The organism is Enterococcus sp. LJL120 (assembly GCF_054871765.1).
This window is the reverse complement of sequence record NZ_JBTXLV010000011.1, coordinates 1-16,767: the sequence shown is the minus strand read 5'-3', so window position 1 is coordinate 16,767 and position 16,767 is coordinate 1. Positions and strand designations below refer to the sequence as shown.

Genomic DNA, 16,767 nt, shown 5'->3' with positions numbered 1-16,767 from the left:
CTTGCTTATCCTCATTATATAAACAGTATATACAAACTTGGAGGTAAAGAAAATGCCAATTTTCTATCAAGAGACAGGAAATTTTTTCCATCTGCAAAATCAGCAGCTGAGCTACGTAATTGGGGTAGAAAGAGAAAAATATCTGACCCACCGCTATTTCGGTTCTAGGCTGCCTAGCTATCATGGCAGCAATCATTTACAATTCATTGACCGAGGGTTTGCGACCAATCCTTTTCCTGAAGAGCGGGGCCTATCCCTCAATGCGCTACCATTAGAAACTAGCACGCAGGGAAATGGCGACCACCGAATCGCTAATTATCAAATTCGTTTAGCAAACGGCAGCAATGTGACCGACTTCAGCTATGCCAGTCATAAAATTTATCAAGGTAAACAACCTTTAGCTGGTCTGCCGGCTTTAAAAGGTGGTGAGACTGAGGTGACGACATTAGAAATTCAGCTCGTGGATGACATCAGCCAGCTGCAAATGACCTTGGTCTATAATTTATATGAAAAATTTCCAGTCATTACCCGCAATGTTTTATTTGAAAATAACGGCAGCCAAGCCGTTTTTCTAGAGAATGCCGGCTCGTTGCAGCTGGATTTTCCTAGAAATGATTTTGAGCTGATTACCCTGAACGGCTCCCACACAAATGAAGCCAATCTGCATCGGCAGGCGCTCCATCCCGGAATTCAAAAAATCGAAAGCAGTCGCGGCACCAGCAGCCCGCAGCATCAGCCCTTTATCGCTTTGGCGGATGCCAGCACAACAGAATTTGCTGGGGAAGTCTTTGGCTTTCATTTAGTTTACAGTGGTAATTTTGCAGCGCAGGTCGAAGTGGAGCAGTATGGTTCAAGCCGGCTGCAAATGGGGATTCAGCCGGAGACCTTTGAATGGCAATTAAATCCTCAGACTAGTTTTCAAACACCTGAAGTCGTTATAAATTACAGTCAAAAGGGCTTTAACGGAATGTCGCAAACCTTCCACCAAGTTTATCAAGAGTATTTAGTGCCGCAAACTTTCGCCAAAGCGGAGCGACCGATTCTATTAAATACGTGGGAGGCCAATTATTTTGACTTAGCGGAGGAAGAATTAATTCAGCAGGCAAAAATTGCCAGTCAACTGGGTGTAGAATTATTTGTCTTAGATGACGGCTGGTTTGGTCAGCGCGACGATGACACCACTTCATTAGGTGATTGGCAGGTCAATGAAGATAAACTGCCCCATGGCATCACGGGCTTAGCTGATGAGGTCCACAAATTAGGCTTGAAATTTGGTCTCTGGTTTGAACCGGAAATGATTTCAAAAAATAGTGATTTATTTGCCGCCCATCCTGATTGGGCATTACAGGTGCCTGACTATCCTTTAACAGAAGGGCGTCAGCAGCTAGTCTTAGATTTAAGTCGAGCTGAAGTTCAAGAATTTGTTATTGCGGCTTTAAGTCAGCATTTAGCCACTGGAGCCATCGACTATGTTAAATGGGATATGAACCGCCATTTAACTGAGGTCGGCAATTTCGTTTTACCTCCGCAGCAGCAAAAAGAAATCAATCATCGTTATGTGTTAGGTTTGTATCGGATTTTAGCTAGCTTAATTCAGCAGTTTCCACAAGTTTTGTTTGAAAATTGTTCCAGTGGTGGCGGTCGTTTTGATCCCGGCATGATGGCTTACATGCCGCAGACTTGGACCAGTGATAATTCTGATGCTCTCTGTCGTACGAGCATTCAATATGGATACAGCTATTTATACCCACCGATTATGATGGGGGCCCACGTCTCTGATGTGCCGAATCATCAGGTTGGACGGATAACGCCGCTGGAAACACGAGGCTGGATTGCCATGAGTGGAAATTTTGGTTATGAGCTGGATATCAGCAAACAAACGCCCGCTGATTTAGAAAAAATTCAAGAGCAAATTGCCTTTTATAAAAAGCATCGTCAGCTATTGCAATTTGGCGAGTTCTATCGTCTGTTGGCACCAACAGCTCAACAATTTGCGACAGCTTGGCTCTTTAAAAATGAAAAAGAAGCTTTGTTGATTTATTCCAACGGCTTAGCGCAGCCGGCAGTTCCTGCAAATTATTTGAAATTGCATTATTTAGATGCTGAAGCGATGTACCGCAATGATGCAACTGGCGAAGTGGCTAGCGGCGCAGAATTCAATCAGGCGGGGATTTTAATTCCCCGCTTAAAAGAAGATTTTGCCGTGATGGCCGTGCATTTTACTAAGGAATAGAAAAAATGGCTGTGACTTTAGTCTTGTGGACAGAAAGATTCCCGAATGAGATTGCATTTGGTAGTGTGTACCAGATGTTCTTCGGGAAATCAGTTCTGTTTTAACTAAGGTCACAGCCATTTATTTTTATAAAATTTTAAGGGCAAATGCTTCATAAGGTTGCAGCTGATTTGTCAGCTGCTCTTGATAATTTGTAATCAGCCAAGTTTTTATTTGCGGATTTTCAACGAGTTGATAAGATTGAATCTCTTTTGAAAAATTCACCACCACTAAAATTTTATCACTACCCAATTGTCGCTGATAAGCTAAGACTAGCGGATTATTGGTTTCAATAACTTGATAGTCACCGTCAATTATCGTTGCTTCTTTTTTTCTTAGTTCAATCAGGCGCTTGTAGGTATAGAACAATGAATTTTTATCTGCTAAAGCAGCGTCAACATTAATTTCACTGGCATTTCCTACCGGCAGCCACGGTGTCCCTTGGCTAAAGCCAGCATTGGGCCCGTCATTCCATTGCATCGGATGACGGGCGTTGTCCCGGCCCTTAGCGTTAATCGAAGTGAGCATTTCTTCTTTTGAGTAGCCGGCGGCAGAACGTTCTGCGTACATCCGTCGACTTTCAATATCATCGACTTCCGCAATATCGGCAACCGGATAATTGACCATGCCGATTTCTTCCCCTTGATAAATGTAAGGCGTGCCCTGCATAAAATGTAAATAGGTTGCCAGCATTTTGCCGCTGAGCTCGCGATATTCTTGATCGTTGCCCCAGCGGGAAATAATTCGGGGCAGGTCGTGATTATTCCAAAACAAAGAATTCCAACCTTTACCGGCTAATTCAGTCTGCCATTTTGAAAAGACTGCGTGCAATTCTTGAGGCTCTAAATTTTTTAAGTCCCATTTTCTTTGGCCGGCCTGTTTATCTAAGTTAATGTGTTCAAATTGGAAAACCATCGACAGCTCTTCCCGCTGCTCATCAGAATACAATTGGGCGATTTCGGGAGTCGCCCCCCAAGTTTCACCAACCGTGACCACATCGTAGTTCCCAAAGGTTGCTTGATTCATTTCCTGCAATAGCCCGTGTAGTTTTGGCCCATTTTTAGTAATTAATTGATCTGGTTCTTTGCCAATTAAATCAATCACATCGAGACGGAAGCCGCCAATGCCTTTTGCCAGCCAAAAATTCATCATCTGATAAATCGCCTGACGCATTTTGGGATTTTCCCAATTTAAATCCGGTTGTTTTTTTGAATGCAAATGCAAATAATATTCATCCAGAGCTGGCACATAAGTCCAAGCTGAGCCGCCGAAATTTGACAGCAATTCATTTGGCGCTTGACCGTCAATACCTTTGCGCCAGACATAAAAATCATGATAAGGATTTTCTGGTCCAGCTAGCGCGGCTTGAAACCAAGGATGTTCATCAGAAGTGTGATTCACAACTAAATCCATAATAATTTTGATATTTTTTTCCTGGGCTTTTGCTATCAGCTCATCCATGTCCTGCATGCTGCCGTATTCTGGGCCGATTTTTTGGTAGTCGCTGATATCATAGCCGTTATCATCATTTGGCGAGGCATAAACAGGGCTCAGCCACAATGCTTCGACTCCCAAAAAGGCTAGATAATCTAGCCTTTGGGTAATGCCTGGCAAGTCGCCGATGCCGTCGTTATTCGTATCTTGGAAACTGCGGGGGTAAATTTGATAAAAGACGGCATTTTTCCACCAATTAGTATTCTTCATAGGCTGCACTCACTGCTAAAATATTTTCACCGGCGGCTACTGAGGTTTTATCCAAGACCTCAACGTCGCCATAGGCCATCGAATTTGTAATAATCATCATCACGGTGTCATCATAGCCCGCCGCTCGAATTTCTTTTGAATTAAAGGTACCCAAGACATCACCTTTTTTCACTAGGTCCCCTTGTTTTTTAGCACTAGTAAATTGTGCCCCGTTTAAATTAACGGTGTCGATGCCGACATGAATTAAAATTTCGGCGCCGGTATCCGTTTTGATGCCATAAGCGTGTTTAGAATCATAAGCCACGGTCAACTGTCCATCGGCTGGTGCGTAGATGGTGTTGTCAGTTGGTTTGATGGCCACACCTTTGCCCATCATCTCAGTTGAGAAAACCGGATCATTGACATCTTTTAATAAAACAACACTACCGCTGACTGCTGCAGCAATCGTTTCATCCTGCGGCAAAATTTCTTTATTTTGTGGAGTTTCATTGACCGCCACAGCCGTTGGATTTTCAACGTCCACTGCAACCGGTTCGTTCATCCTATTGCGGCCATAGATAAAGGTGAAGCCAAAGCCTAAGACTAAACTAATCGCAATTCCAATCATAAAGAAGGAAATGGAGGAAGTAGAAATTGAAATGAAACCAATGACACTAGCAGGCCCCATCGCTACTGAAAGTACGTGGAAGAAGCCGATAAAGGCGCTGGAAATTCCAGCAGCAATCATCCCGCAGATAAACGGGAATTTTAATTTTAAATTGACTCCGAAAATGGCCGGTTCGGTAATCCCTAAAAGGGCGGAAATACTTGCTGAAGAGGCCAAACTTTTTTGCTTTTCATTTTTAGTTAAGAGGAAGACAGCTAAAGCTGCGCCACCTTGGGCCACGTTGGCCATCGAAGCGACCGGGAAAATAAAGGAGCCGCCGGTACGAGCTACGTCTGCCAGTAAAGTTGTTTCAATTGCTGGGAAGCTTTGGTGCAGACCGGTAATGACAATCGGTGAATAGAAGAGGCCGAACACACCGAGACCAAGAGCGCCAGTTGTTTCATATAACCAAACTAAAGCGTCGGTTAAACCGTCTGAGACCGTTCGCATAACTGGTCCCACAACGATAAAAGTTAAAAAGCCGGTGATGATTAAAGCCAACATTGGCGTAAAGGTAAAATCAAAAGCAGCTGGAATTTTTTTATGGAAGAATTTCTCTAATGTTGCCAAAATCCACGCCACTGCTAAGACCGGTAAAACGGAACCTTGATAGCCAGCTTGGGCCACGTTTAAACCAAAAATATCCCAATAAGGCATGCTGCCATCGACAATTGCATTGGCGACGCCATAACCGTTAACTAAATCCGGCATGACCATCACCATACCCATGGCTGCACCGAGATAAGGGTTACCACCAAAACGGCGTGTTGCCGAGAAGCCGACTAAAATCGGCAGAAAGGCAAAGGGGGCAGAGGCCATCAAATTAATAATGCCGGCAATATCAGCCAGAGCCGGAAACATTTCAACGACAGATTGTGGGCCGAATAAATGTTGAGCGGTTAGCACATTATTGATTGCCATCAATAAACCGCCTGCAACTAAGGCCGGCACGATTGGTACAAAAATATCCGATAAGACTTTAATCAAAGCCATCGCTGGATTTAATTTTTTCTGATTGGCTGCCACCGCTTTCAAATCATCGGTAGAAGCTTCGCCAACGCCGGTTAATTGAATAAATTCTTTATAAACATGGTTGACATCACCAGGACCGATGATAATTTGATACTGGCCATTGGCTAAAAAGGTACCCTTAACGTCATCGTTATTGTCTAAGGCCTGCTGGTCAATTTTATCCGTATCTTTTAAGACTAGGCGCAACCGTGTGGCGCAGTGGGCGGCTGCCTGTACATTATCTTCTCCGAGAGCTTCAACAATCTCCTCAGCGACTTTTTTATAATTCATTTTATTTCCCCCTTAAACTGTAATCGCTTTTATTTGACAACAGTATGCCATGGCTTTTTAAAATTGTCAAACGTTTATCAAAAATATTTTTTGGTTTTCTAAAATTCTTTTTATTAATCGGTTTTAAAAGGAAATTGCCCTGGAAAATATTTTGTTATACGTTTGACATTTTTTATTAAGCAAGCTATGATACAAAAAAGAAGACGCTTACGAGGAAAGCTTTATAGCAAAAAGGGGAATATAAAAATGACATTGATTACAGATTGGACACAGGCGCTGCGTTATCAAAAATATGACCAGTGGAGCTCTGCTTATTTAGCTGAATTAAAAGAAAAGGTGACTCAATCACCATGGCGTTTGGGCTATCACATTCAACCGGAGACGGGGTTGCTGAATGATCCTAATGGTTTTTCCTTTTACAATGGCAAATGGCAATTATTTTACCAAGCTTTTCCGTTGGGACCAATCCACGGATTAAAATCTTGGTTTCATTTAACATCAGAAAATTTGGTGGACTGGCAGCCGGAGGGCATCGCCTTATTGCCGGACAGTGATTTTGATAGCCACGGCGTGTATTCCGGTTCAGCTCTACCAGTCGGCGATCAATTATTTTTAGCATATACCGGCAATGTTCGTGATGAGAACTGGCAGCGCCAATCTTATCAGATGGGGGCTTGGCTGAATCAAGACAATCAGATTGAAAAAATCGTAGAGCCCTTAATCAGTTCAGACCCCAACTACACCGATCATTTTCGTGACCCGCAGGTGTTTGCTTACGAAGGTTCCTACTTGATGCTGTTAGGAGCGCAAGATCAAGAGCTGAAGGGGAAAGTTTTAACCTATCAATCTGAAAATTTAAAAGACTGGCAATTATTAGGTGAGCTGGATTATACAAAAGAAGAAATGGGCTTTATGGTGGAATGTCCGAATTTAATTTTTATAGAGGGGCGACCGGTCCTGCTGTTTTGTCCGCAAGGATTAGCTCAAGAAACATTTGCTTATCAAAATATTTATCCCAATACTTATGTGATGGGGAGTGAATTTAAGCTGACAGAAAATAAAATTCTCGATGCGACGCCGCTAAAAAATCTAGATGAAGGCTTTGAAGTCTATGCGACCCAAGCTTTTAATGCACCAGATGGCCGTGCTTTAGGAGTCAGTTGGATTGGCCTGCCGGAAATTGATTATCCCAGCGACCAAGATGGTTGGGCTCATTGCCTAAGCATTGTCAAGGAATTTAAAATCGTCAACGAGGAACTATTGCAACAACCCGTAGCAGAAATGAAAGAATTGCGGGAAACACAGACAGACTTTTCCGGAGTCATTTCAAAGACTCCTAAAAAAATCGGCGGACCAGTGCCTCATCAATATGAATTGAAGCTTAACTTAGCGGCTGGCGCTGTCGGTCAACTAGATTTATTCGTAGATGAAGTAGGCCACAAATTTAGCATTCATTTTGATACCGTCCGTGGTACAATGACCATAAATCGTGGACAAAGCGGATTGATATTTGGCGAAGAATTTGGCGTAACTCGTCATTTTGCGATTGCCACCGGCGAATTAACGCTGCAAATATTTGTCGATGCTTCGGTAGTGGAAATTTTTATCAATGACGGACAGCAGGTTGCAACGGCACGGGTGTTTCCAACCAGCAGCCAAAGTAGCATCTATCTTTCCGGCGAAACAATCAGCTACAGCGGTCAGCTTTGGTCCTTGCGCAAAATGAAATAAGAGGTGCCTGTATGGTAGTTAAATTAACAGATGTCGCCAAAAGAGCCGGCGTCTCAGCAACGACAGTTTCTAGGGTGATTAACAATTACGGTTCTTTAAGCCAAAAAACAATTGATAAGGTACAACAGGCGATGAAGGAATTAAATTATCAACCGAATTCGCTGGCCCGCTCGCTACAAGGGAAAAATACCCAGCTCATTGGCGTCATTTTTCCAACTGTCGCCAATCCTTTTTACGGGGAATTGGTTGAAAAAATCGAGACTAAGTTATTTGAGCTTGGCTATAAAACAATTCTTTGCGACAGTGCCGACAATAAGGAAAAAGAACGTAATTATATTAATATGCTTGCAGCTAATAAAGTTGACGGGATTATCGCCGGCGCCCATAATCTAGGAATTCAAGAATATGAAAATATCGAATTGCCGATTGTCTCCTTTGACCGCTATTTAGCAGAAGGCATCCCCATTGTCGGTAGTGATAATTTTCGGGGCGGCTATTTGGCAGCCGAAAATTTGTATCTTCATGGGGCTAAAAAAATTGCTATTCTGACTGGCAGTCAAAAATCCGATTCCCCTACGAATGAACGCTTAAACGGTTATCTCAGCTTCCTAGCGGAAAAGCAAATAGAGCCACAAATTTTCCAGCTGCAAATGCAGACCCGTTCCGCTACTTTGAAAAGCGTTGAAATCAAACGGCTTTTAGAAACAGAGGAGTTTGACAGTATTTTTTGCACCGATGATTTGACCGCCATCTTAGTCTACAATCTCTGCCAAGAATTACATATTCAAGTTCCATCACAAATGAAAATCATGGGTTATGATGGCACCAAATTTGTTCAAACGTATTTTCCTCAGCTTTCGACAATCGTGCAGCCATTAACGGATTTTGCTGAACTGCTGGTGGACCTGTTGATTCAGCGAATTGAAAATCCTGAAAAGCAACTGGAAAAGCATTACCAGCTGCCGACGAAAATTTTTCAGGGGAAGACTTTGTGATAGTAAAAGCGTAAAATCAGTCCAGACTGCTCAAAAAACAAGCTAGTCTCTTGGCTAAAATAGGTAATAAAAAAAGCCACTACCAAACTCCGGTAGTGGTTTTTAAGCGGCTTGATATAAGTTTTGAATGGCCTTTTCAATCGTGATGCCAGTAGCAAATTTTTGTGGATCATTTTTGGCATAGACTAAAAAGATATTCAGCTTAACATCATAGGTGACCCGCACTTGACGGGGAATTTCTACAGTGTTCATAGGTTAACCTCCTCTCTACTAATAGCATAACGAAGGAGTATTAATTCCATGTAAAAATTCTGTAAAAGATTCTGCTGCGGGTCATAATCGAAAATTTTAATGGTGATTAAAACTACAACAGAACATTCCTATCAATCAATAATCAACATATTATTGTCATCAAATTGCCAATTTTTACCATAGGCGACTTCCCAATAATAACCATTTGGGTCGGTAAAATAGCCCGAGTAGCCATCCCATAAGCGGTTTTGTTCAGGGGCTTTGGCAATTGTCCCTCCGGCCGGCTCGATTTTGCTGAAGAGTTCATCAACTTCATTTTTAGAACGCGTGTTAATCGCCAGCGTGATGCCTGAAAAACCAGAAGTTTGTAGTTCAGGTGGTGAGACTTCATTAATGTCTTTAGCTAATTCAGCTAAAGGAAATAGCTCCAACTTCGTGCCCTCGTTGTCAAAGAAGACAATCGGGGGATTTTTCTCCTGTTCCAAGGTTTGAAAGCCAATCTCCTTGTAAAAAGCTAGTGACTTGGTCATATCCTTAACCCCTAAACAGATTAAATTAATTCGATTCATCAGGAATCCTCCTTTATTTTAATTGAGTAATTTTGACTCAGTTAATGCTGAAAAAAATTTCAGAGATTTCATGCACTAGTTTTCTGGTGGAAATGAAAGATAAAGCATAAGCGCCTCCTCCATCGGTTTAAAGCCAGTGGCCAAATAAAATTTTTCAGCCGGAGTGCCTTGGTCAGTATCTAGCAAAATCGTATAAATTTCCTGCTGCTTAAGGGCCGTTTTTATCTTTGAAATAAAGGTTTGCCCTAGCTTTTGACCTTGATACTTTTGGCGAATAAATAAAGTATCCAACATATATTCACGACCTTGGTACCAAGGTTTGATAAAACCTAAAGCACAGCCAATTAGTTCATGAGTGTCAGCATCCTCAAGCAAATAACCGATAAAGGTGTTGAGCTCCGTCATATCCGTCACATATTGTGTAATTTGTGCCTCGGTTAGCACGTCATTCCAAGGCTCGTCTGAAAAAACGTCAATATAGGCTTGGATAATAGCTGGATAATCGTCATTTTGCGTATGGCGAAAATTAATTTGATTGGTCATAGGAACTCCTTTTTTAATTTTAGTGATGTAGGTCTGCTGGTTATCTTTTATTTTAACATGGACGGGGCGAATTAAAGTGGGGAAATTTAAGATTGATTAAACTAACTATCCGCGTTGCATTAGCGGGTTCAAATGATATTAATGAAAATTTTTCCGAAAATTCCGCTTGCATTTTAGTGGAAGTTTCTGTAAACTCATATCAATTTGAGAATCTTAAAAAAGGAGAATTGAAATGAATAAGTATCAGAGTAAAGTTTTGCTATCTACTTCAGCGGGCATTGCCCTAGAGAATATGGACATTATGTTTCTTTCTTTTTCACTATCTTCAATGATTGCAACCTTTGGGATTTCTAGCACAGCAGCTGGCTGGATTGCTACAATTACCAATTTGGGAATGCTCGTTGGAGGTATTTTTTTTGGCCTGATGGCGGATAAATATGGCCGCGTCAAAGTCTTTTCTTATACGGTAATTTTATTTTCGCTTGCTTCTTTGCTGATGTTCTTCGCTTCAAATATTTATCTCGTCTACCTGTTTCGTTTTATCGCAGGGATTGGGGCTGGTGGGGAATATGGTGCTTGTATGTCCCTCATCTCTGAAACTTTTTCGAAAAAACAATTAGGACGGGCCGCCTCCACTGCCGGCATTGGTGCTCAAGTTGGGGCAGCACTGGCTGCAATTTTGGCTTCAATTATTATTCCGCTATTCGGCTGGCGGATGCTCTATGTGGTTGGTGTGTTGCCAGTTCTAATGGTTTTATTTATTCGCCGCGGCTTGCAGGAACCCGCCGCCTTTGCTAAAGCCCAAGAACAAGGTCGCAGCGCAAAGCTTCGAGATTTATTTGCAACAAAAAGCTTTGCTTGGCAGACGATTGGTCTAAGTTTAATGGTAACAGTCCAGATTGCCGGTTATTTTGGTTTGATGAATTGGTTGCCCTCCATTATGCAAAATCAATTAGGCTTGTCGGTGTCTGGCTCTTCACTTTGGATGGTCTGCACTATTTTAGGTATGTCATTGGGAATGTTTACCTTCGGCACTGTGATGGATAAAATCGGGCCTAGAAAAGCTTTTGCCATTTTTCTTATCTGCTCCGCGCTTTCGGTGTATCTGTTGGTCATGGCCCACAGTCAGCTGACGCTTGTGGCGGCGGCTGTGATTGTCGGCTATTTTATCAATGGCATGTATGGTGGTTATGGGGCGGTGATTAGCAGTCTGTATCCGACAGAGATCCGTGCGACTGCCAATAATTTTATTATGAACTTAGGGCGGGCCGTCGGTGGTTTCTCCGCTATTATCATTGGCTTTTTGATGGACCGTTACAATCTAACAGCGGTGATTTTATTTTTAAGCGGGATTTACGTAATCAGTTTGTTGGTGTTATTGACGATTCCAGGAATCAAGTCACTGCAGGCAGTTGCCGACAGCCCAGCAGAATTGGAAGAACTTTCATAAATCTTTTGCCAATGATAGAAATATGGCTTGGTAAAGTGAAATATCTATCATTTTTAACCAGCTATCCGATTTCACGCTGAATGTAGCAAAAATGAATAAATTGTTTTACAGCAATCAGATTTTTTGATTGCTGCTTTTTTGCTTTGCAAGGGAGACTTCAAAAATATCAGTCTTTTATTTAATAACGAAGGATTTGAGAAAAAGAGGAAGGAAATGCAGTTTTTTGCTAACTTTTTGTAAGCTCTTTTAGAAGGCTTTATATTTCATAAAAAATCGTTATTTATTCTATTGTGGTTAGCTAAGGATTTTTAAGCGAAAAGTGGTTTTGGCAACCAAAGAAAGGAAAAACAGAACTAAAATAAAGTGGCCTTCATAATTTTTTGCATAACAAAAAAATATCAAAAATAACGGGAAAAGCGTTTCAAAAAATTCAATTGATTGTGAAAAAAAGGGAATAAGACTAGCATTAATTTTGTCAAAGGAAATAAAAAAGCTTTATTTTCAAGGAAAGAAGGAGGTATATGTGAATAGGTTTCAAAAATTATGTTTGGTCCTGTTAATTGTGGTTACTCTTATTCCGCTGCTTTTCCTATTATTAGTAACGAGGCCGGCCTCGCAACAGTATTCATTTTTGAATCGGCTGCAGTTTTCATTAGTCAGCCATGAAATTTTTTTACTGACTATCTTTTGGATTACCGCAGTATTGACGGTTATTTTATTGTTGGCTGTACTCTGGGTAATTTTCTATCCGAAAGCCAAACGAGATTTTGTGATTAAAGAACAAAATGGTCGTTTAGCTGTTAAGGATCGAGCAATCAAAGGACTGGTTGCCGCAACTGTTTCCGAAAAAGATTTTGTGAGTCAGCCGACGATTTCGGTGGCGGCGACTAAGCGGAAAATCAAAGTCTTGATTAAAGGCGATTTGAAGCGCACATCCGGTCTTGTAGGGAGAACAGCGGAGTGGACTGAAGAAATTCGTCAGCAGATTCGCCAAATAATTGGAACGGATTACGACATTCAAGTGGAGGTCGCTTACAAGAATTTGGAAAAAGACAGCAAGCCCTATGCAACGGCAAGAGTTGAGTGAGGATAAGGAGGCTAATTTATGGAAACGTGGCTACGTATTTACAAAGTGCCTTTAGTCGGAGCTCTCATCGGGTTAGTATTTGCGATATTGCTGGTGACTTTAGGTTTTTTCAAGACAATCTTAATTTTGCTTCTAACGGTGATTGGCGCTTATCTCGCGCTGTATCTCGATAGAAATCAGATCATTCAAAACTATTTCAAAAGGAATTAGACAATCTAGGAGGAATTTATGATGGAAAAAATGGATACAATGAACACAATGAATAAAGAAAACATGGATCCGAAGTTGAAAAAAGATTCCCAAATGGACAATGGCGAACACGTTCGTGGCGAGTTGACTTATGAAGACAAAGTCATTCAAAAAATCATTGGTATTGCAATTGCTGAAGTGGATGGCTTGTTGACAGTTGATGGTGGCTTTTTCTCCAATATCAAAGAAAAAATTGTTAATTCAGACGATGTGACTACCGGGATTGAAACAGAAGTCGGCAAAAAACAAGTCGCTGTTGACATGGACATTGTCGCTGAATATGGGAAAGACATTGAAGAAATTTTTGAAAATATAAAAAAAGTCATTGCCCGTGAAGTTAAAGCGATGACTCATTTAGAAGTGATTGAAGTCAATGTGAACGTAGTCGATATTAAGACTCGTCAACAATTTGAAGAAGACAGTGAAACCTATCAAGACAAATTAGGTAACGCTGCTGAAGCAACCGGCGATTTTACTTCAAAACAAGCAGATAAAGCAAAATCGGCCTTCGCAAAAGGCCGCGACAAAATTGAAGACAATTCAGAACCGCGTGTTCAATAAAAAATAAATTGGAGTGATTATCATGGGTTTAATCTGGTCATTAATTGTCGGTGGGATTATCGGTCTCATCGCAGGAGCAATCACAAATAAAGGCGGCTCGATGGGCATCATCGCAAACGTAGTTGCCGGTTTACTAGGTTCGGTTATCGGCCAAGCGCTATTCGGCACTTGGGGCTGGACGGTTGCAGGGATGGCAGTGTTCCCTTCTATCTTAGGGGCTGTTATCTTGGTCGCTGTTGTGTCATTTTTCTTTGGCCGCAGCCGCGCGTAGCACAAATTTGTGAGTGAATAACAAGTAATTTTAATAAGCAGCTCTGGTAGGTCGCTTTTTGGAAATAGTTTTTTCCAAAGCTAACCGCTAGAGCTGCTTGTTTGTATTTATGCTAAAAAGTTGGTTAATTGGCCTTGATAGGTGACAATCAGCTGTTGAGTGGCCCGGGAAACAGCGGTGTAGAGAATTTTTTTATCCTGGTTGGATTGAAAATTAGTGTTGGAAACATCATAGAGTAGCACACGGTTAAATTCCAAGCCTTTGGCATAACTGATGGGCAGCACAGTTATCTGTGGGGTTTCCTTTAACAGTTCTGTTAACAGCTGGGCTTCTTTTTGAGTTTTTGTTAAAATTGTCAGTTTTTCAGAAGCTGAGCTTACTTGTTTTGCGATCAGTTCTTGAAATTCAGTCAAGTTGCTAAACTTGATAAACGTTGGCACCTCACCGGCAGGCCGCACTGCGACAATTTGTAAAGGTGTCGCAGTTAAGGTTAGGCGGCTGAAGATTTTAGTAATTTCACCACTGGAACGGTAACTATTCAGCAGTTGATATGGCTGCAGTGAACTTCTTTTTTTAGTTAATAAGGCGGTAATTTCTGAAAAGCTAATCTGGGAATTAAAAATGGCCTGATTGTCATCGCCAACCATTGTAATTTCCGTCTGTTCAAATAGTTCTAACAAAAAGGCCAACTGCAAAAAGGTATAATCCTGCACTTCATCAATCAGCAAATAGCTTATCGAAGGTAGCGGCAGCTTCTCAGCAAAAAGCTGTCGTACGAATAAATAGCTAACGGCGGTATCGAGGGTCAGCGGATTAGTAAAATCCGCTTGTAGCGGGATGTCAAAAAAAGTTTGGTATAAATCTGCCAACAACGCTTCTATATTTACCCAAACCAGCTTTTGCAATTGGTCTTCAATCCGTCGGTATTTTTTCTGCAGTAGTCGTAAAGCATATCTCTGTAAGCTCTGCGGCGTTTCATCTTCAATTAATTCTCCAAAATAGTGTAGCTGTTGTTCTTCTGATAAGCTGCTGAGCTGCGCTTGTAGAAGGGGGCTGCGGGCGTTTTTCAAAAGCCGTCGCTGCCAGTTTTCCAGCAGGATTTTTTTAGTTCCCTGAAGTTTCTTTTGTAAAGGACCAGCTGGTGTCTGATTAAAGGCCGCCGTGATTTCTGCACGGCTGATAATGACTTTATGGCGAACATGTAAGTCGGTGAAGGTGGGAATGATGGACTGGTTGTCGGCTGCTTGCTTTATTAAAAAAGCAGCAAAGGCCGCACTCCGCAAATTTTGCGTTTCATTTGCGACATGGGACTTAGCAATCCGGTGAAAGTAATCCGTTTCAGTTTCTAAAGATTGATTTTGCGGCAGCAAATCATCGACAAACTGCAGCAGTGTTAAATTGCGGGGATTTCTCTCCCCTAAAGCCGGCAGCACTTCAGCGATGTAGTCGATAAACTGGCGATTTGGTGAAAGAATCAGCAAATCATCAGCAGTAATACTCTCCCGTTTTCGATAGAGCAGATAAGCAATCCGCTGCATCACCACGGAAGTTTTGCCACTGCCGGCTACCCCTTGAACTAAAATTGTCGGGTGGCTAAGGTCACGGATAATCTGATTTTGCTCCTGTTGAATCGAGGCCGTAATATCCTGCATTTTTTCGCTGGAATCATTGGCTAAACTGGATAAAAGGACATCATCTTGAATGGCAATGGTGGTATCAAAAAATTGCAGCAGCTGATTTTTCTGAATGATTAATTGCCGCCGTAACTCAATTATGACGTCTATGGTTAAGTCGTTGACTTTATAGGCGGTTGGACCAAGAGCATTCGTATAAAATAATTCGGCAATTGGCGAGCGCCAATCATAGATTAGATTTTCCTGCTGCTGATTGGTAAAACCATTGATGCCGATGTAAATGTCCTCTCCATCGTCGGCAAAACGCAAAGACAATTTGCCAAAGTAGGGAGTCGGCAGTAGCCGTTTGATTTTGGCGACTTCCTTTTCTGCTGATTGCAGTGAAATATTCAGCTGATCAATTTCACGATTTTGCGCTTCTAACGCCGCAAAGGTATCGAGATTATCGGAAATAGTCTCGAAATTTAAAGCGACTTCCCCTTGTATCTTCTGCAACTCTTCTCGGCCCGACCGATAGCCGGCCGTTAGAAAATTTTCTAGACGCGATAATTTCTCCATTAACTCTTGATAAACTTGGGTCAAGTGTTCTTGCTCAGCTCTTTGACTAGCCTGTTTGTTCACTCAATCCGCCTCCTTTTTAACGTGAGCTTCATTATACAAGTATCCGGTGGAAATACTAGTCTACAAATTCAGGATTTTTTGCAGTATAATTACTATAGAAGATAAAATAAATTTAAGAGGCTGTGACATTAGTTAGAACAGAGCCGAACTTCACGAAGGGTATCTAGTGAAAACCACTAGATATTGTTAATTTGCGATTCGGACCTATTGGACCGTAGGAGCAAATAAAATATAGTTCGGGATTTCATCTGTTAAAAAGACTAATATCACAGGCGCTTTTTTTCATGGACGATTTGCCCGCCTGCGTATTTCTAGTTGACCAAACAAAGGAGGAGCAGATGAAATTACAGGAAATTAAAGCAAAATACAGTTTCAATCAAACAAGCTTTTACGGCTGGCTGAAGGAAGCGAAATTAATTGAAAAAACTGAAGGCGGCTATGTTGCTGGGCCCGCTGCTTGGCCGGAGATGGAGACCTTAACCTCGACTGTCTATCGAAACGGCGGCACCGTCGAAGTGACCCATGTCAAAATTGCTGCTGAAAAAGTTCCAGAGCTGGTCAGCTTATACGAAGCTTCGAATTGGGGCAGTCTCTATTCCCAAAGCAAACAATTCGATGTGCTTCATCAAAAATTGCTAGCTCTGATGGAGGGCTTGGCAGCCTTGCAGGAGCAGCTGAATCAGATGCAGCAATTGCTGGAAAAGAAAAAGCCAACCGACTAGTGCAAAAACGGCAGCTTAATTAAAGCTGCCGCAGACTGTAGACAAAGTCCAACTTCTGGATGAAGTCTACAGTCTTTTCTTTTATAATAGAATTATGAAAACGAATTTAAGGAGAGAAAGCCTATGATGTCCAAACATGATGCCAACGGTCGCAATCA

General features: G+C 41.8%; 15 protein-coding genes. 9 read left to right on the top strand and 6 right to left on the bottom strand.

Features of this window, described 5'->3' with window-relative positions; all coding sequences use genetic code 11:
• The first annotated feature begins 52 nt into the window (after positions 1 to 52).
• On the top strand, positions 53 to 2,233 hold the full coding sequence (locus ACYSNU_RS16160; RefSeq protein ID WP_461738202.1) for an alpha-galactosidase: 2,181 nt from the start codon (positions 53 to 55) through the stop codon (positions 2,231 to 2,233).
• A gap of 126 nt (positions 2,234 to 2,359) precedes the next feature.
• Here ACYSNU_RS16160 and ACYSNU_RS16155 read toward each other — a convergent pair whose 3' ends face one another.
• Entirely contained in the window at positions 2,360 to 3,976 is a 1,617-nt protein-coding gene (locus tag ACYSNU_RS16155; RefSeq protein ID WP_461738201.1) for a glycoside hydrolase family 13 protein, read from the bottom strand.
• Entirely contained in the window at positions 3,963 to 5,924 is a 1,962-nt protein-coding gene (locus ACYSNU_RS16150; protein ID WP_461738200.1) for a sucrose-specific PTS transporter subunit IIBC, read from the bottom strand. Before ACYSNU_RS16150 ends, ACYSNU_RS16155 begins: the two co-directional genes overlap by 14 nt.
• Positions 5,925 to 6,170: 246 nt before the next feature.
• Between ACYSNU_RS16150 and ACYSNU_RS16145 the strand changes: the two genes are divergently transcribed.
• Entirely contained in the window at positions 6,171 to 7,655 is a 1,485-nt protein-coding gene (locus ACYSNU_RS16145) for a sucrose-6-phosphate hydrolase (protein ID WP_461738199.1), read from the top strand.
• 11 nt (positions 7,656 to 7,666) lie between these two features.
• Entirely contained in the window at positions 7,667 to 8,650 is a 984-nt protein-coding gene (locus ACYSNU_RS16140; protein ID WP_461738198.1) for a LacI family DNA-binding transcriptional regulator, read from the top strand.
• A gap of 102 nt (positions 8,651 to 8,752) precedes the next feature.
• On the opposite strand, the gene ACYSNU_RS16135 is transcribed toward ACYSNU_RS16140, so the two are convergent.
• The 3 genes from ACYSNU_RS16135 to ACYSNU_RS16125 form a co-directional block, all read right to left on the bottom strand.
• A complete protein-coding gene (locus ACYSNU_RS16135; protein ID WP_265457996.1) occupies positions 8,753 to 8,902 on the bottom strand; it encodes a hypothetical protein in 150 nt (49 codons plus the stop codon).
• A gap of 131 nt (positions 8,903 to 9,033) precedes the next feature.
• Positions 9,034 to 9,471 (bottom strand): VOC family protein, encoded by a 438-nt coding sequence (locus ACYSNU_RS16130; RefSeq protein ID WP_461738197.1) that lies wholly within the window; start codon positions 9,469 to 9,471, stop codon positions 9,034 to 9,036.
• 75 nt (positions 9,472 to 9,546) lie between these two features.
• Positions 9,547 to 10,014, bottom strand: a complete 468-nt coding sequence (locus ACYSNU_RS16125) for a GNAT family N-acetyltransferase (RefSeq protein WP_461738196.1) — start codon at positions 10,012 to 10,014, stop codon at positions 9,547 to 9,549.
• A gap of 232 nt (positions 10,015 to 10,246) precedes the next feature.
• On the opposite strand from ACYSNU_RS16125, the gene ACYSNU_RS16120 reads away from it, so the two are divergent.
• From ACYSNU_RS16120 to ACYSNU_RS16100, 5 genes are all read left to right on the top strand, one after another.
• Positions 10,247 to 11,464: an MFS transporter gene (locus tag ACYSNU_RS16120; RefSeq protein WP_461738195.1), complete on the top strand. Its 1,218-nt coding sequence runs from the start codon at positions 10,247 to 10,249 to the stop codon at positions 11,462 to 11,464.
• Positions 11,465 to 11,987: 523 nt separating this feature from the next.
• Positions 11,988 to 12,551, top strand: a complete 564-nt coding sequence (gene amaP, locus ACYSNU_RS16115) for an alkaline shock response membrane anchor protein AmaP (protein WP_461738194.1) — start codon at positions 11,988 to 11,990, stop codon at positions 12,549 to 12,551.
• Between the two features lie 18 nt (positions 12,552 to 12,569).
• Positions 12,570 to 12,761: a DUF2273 domain-containing protein gene (locus ACYSNU_RS16110; RefSeq protein WP_461738193.1), complete on the top strand. Its 192-nt coding sequence runs from the start codon at positions 12,570 to 12,572 to the stop codon at positions 12,759 to 12,761.
• A 63-nt stretch (positions 12,762 to 12,824) separates the two neighbouring features.
• Positions 12,825 to 13,361 carry an Asp23/Gls24 family envelope stress response protein gene (locus ACYSNU_RS16105; protein ID WP_461738267.1) on the top strand — a complete coding sequence of 179 codons (537 nt, stop codon included), beginning with the start codon at positions 12,825 to 12,827 and terminating at the stop codon, positions 13,359 to 13,361.
• A 22-nt stretch (positions 13,362 to 13,383) separates the two neighbouring features.
• Positions 13,384 to 13,632, top strand: a complete 249-nt coding sequence (locus ACYSNU_RS16100) for a GlsB/YeaQ/YmgE family stress response membrane protein (RefSeq protein ID WP_461738192.1) — start codon at positions 13,384 to 13,386, stop codon at positions 13,630 to 13,632.
• A 107-nt stretch (positions 13,633 to 13,739) separates the two neighbouring features.
• Here ACYSNU_RS16100 and ACYSNU_RS16095 read toward each other — a convergent pair whose 3' ends face one another.
• The gene (locus tag ACYSNU_RS16095) at positions 13,740 to 15,887 is read right to left on the bottom strand and encodes a HelD family protein (protein WP_461738191.1); all 2,148 of its coding nucleotides are present in this window, start codon (positions 15,885 to 15,887) and stop codon (positions 13,740 to 13,742) included.
• 338 nt (positions 15,888 to 16,225) lie between these two features.
• Here ACYSNU_RS16095 and ACYSNU_RS16090 point away from each other — a divergent pair, with 338 nt between their 5' ends.
• Positions 16,226 to 16,609 carry a hypothetical protein gene (locus tag ACYSNU_RS16090; RefSeq protein WP_461738190.1) on the top strand — a complete coding sequence of 128 codons (384 nt, stop codon included), beginning with the start codon at positions 16,226 to 16,228 and terminating at the stop codon, positions 16,607 to 16,609.
• The last annotated feature ends 158 nt before the right edge of the window (positions 16,610 to 16,767 follow it).

Coding starts and splice junctions, on each gene's coding strand:
- ACYSNU_RS16100 (WP_461738192.1), top strand. CDS start 13,384: ATGGGTTTAATCTGGTCATTAATTGTCGGTGGGATTATCGGTCTCATC.
- ACYSNU_RS16135 (WP_265457996.1), bottom strand. CDS start 8,902: ATGAACACTGTAGAAATTCCCCGTCAAGTGCGGGTCACCTATGATGTT.
- ACYSNU_RS16125 (WP_461738196.1), bottom strand. CDS start 10,014: ATGACCAATCAAATTAATTTTCGCCATACGCAAAATGACGATTATCCA.
- ACYSNU_RS16105 (WP_461738267.1), top strand. CDS start 12,825: ATGGATCCGAAGTTGAAAAAAGATTCCCAAATGGACAATGGCGAACAC.
- ACYSNU_RS16160 (WP_461738202.1), top strand. CDS start 53: ATGCCAATTTTCTATCAAGAGACAGGAAATTTTTTCCATCTGCAAAAT.
- ACYSNU_RS16155 (WP_461738201.1), bottom strand. CDS start 3,976: ATGAAGAATACTAATTGGTGGAAAAATGCCGTCTTTTATCAAATTTAC.
- ACYSNU_RS16145 (WP_461738199.1), top strand. CDS start 6,171: ATGACATTGATTACAGATTGGACACAGGCGCTGCGTTATCAAAAATAT.
- ACYSNU_RS16150 (WP_461738200.1), bottom strand. CDS start 5,924: ATGAATTATAAAAAAGTCGCTGAGGAGATTGTTGAAGCTCTCGGAGAA.
- ACYSNU_RS16110 (WP_461738193.1), top strand. CDS start 12,570: ATGGAAACGTGGCTACGTATTTACAAAGTGCCTTTAGTCGGAGCTCTC.
- ACYSNU_RS16130 (WP_461738197.1), bottom strand. CDS start 9,471: ATGAATCGAATTAATTTAATCTGTTTAGGGGTTAAGGATATGACCAAG.
- ACYSNU_RS16090 (WP_461738190.1), top strand. CDS start 16,226: ATGAAATTACAGGAAATTAAAGCAAAATACAGTTTCAATCAAACAAGC.
- ACYSNU_RS16140 (WP_461738198.1), top strand. CDS start 7,667: ATGGTAGTTAAATTAACAGATGTCGCCAAAAGAGCCGGCGTCTCAGCA.
- ACYSNU_RS16120 (WP_461738195.1), top strand. CDS start 10,247: ATGAATAAGTATCAGAGTAAAGTTTTGCTATCTACTTCAGCGGGCATT.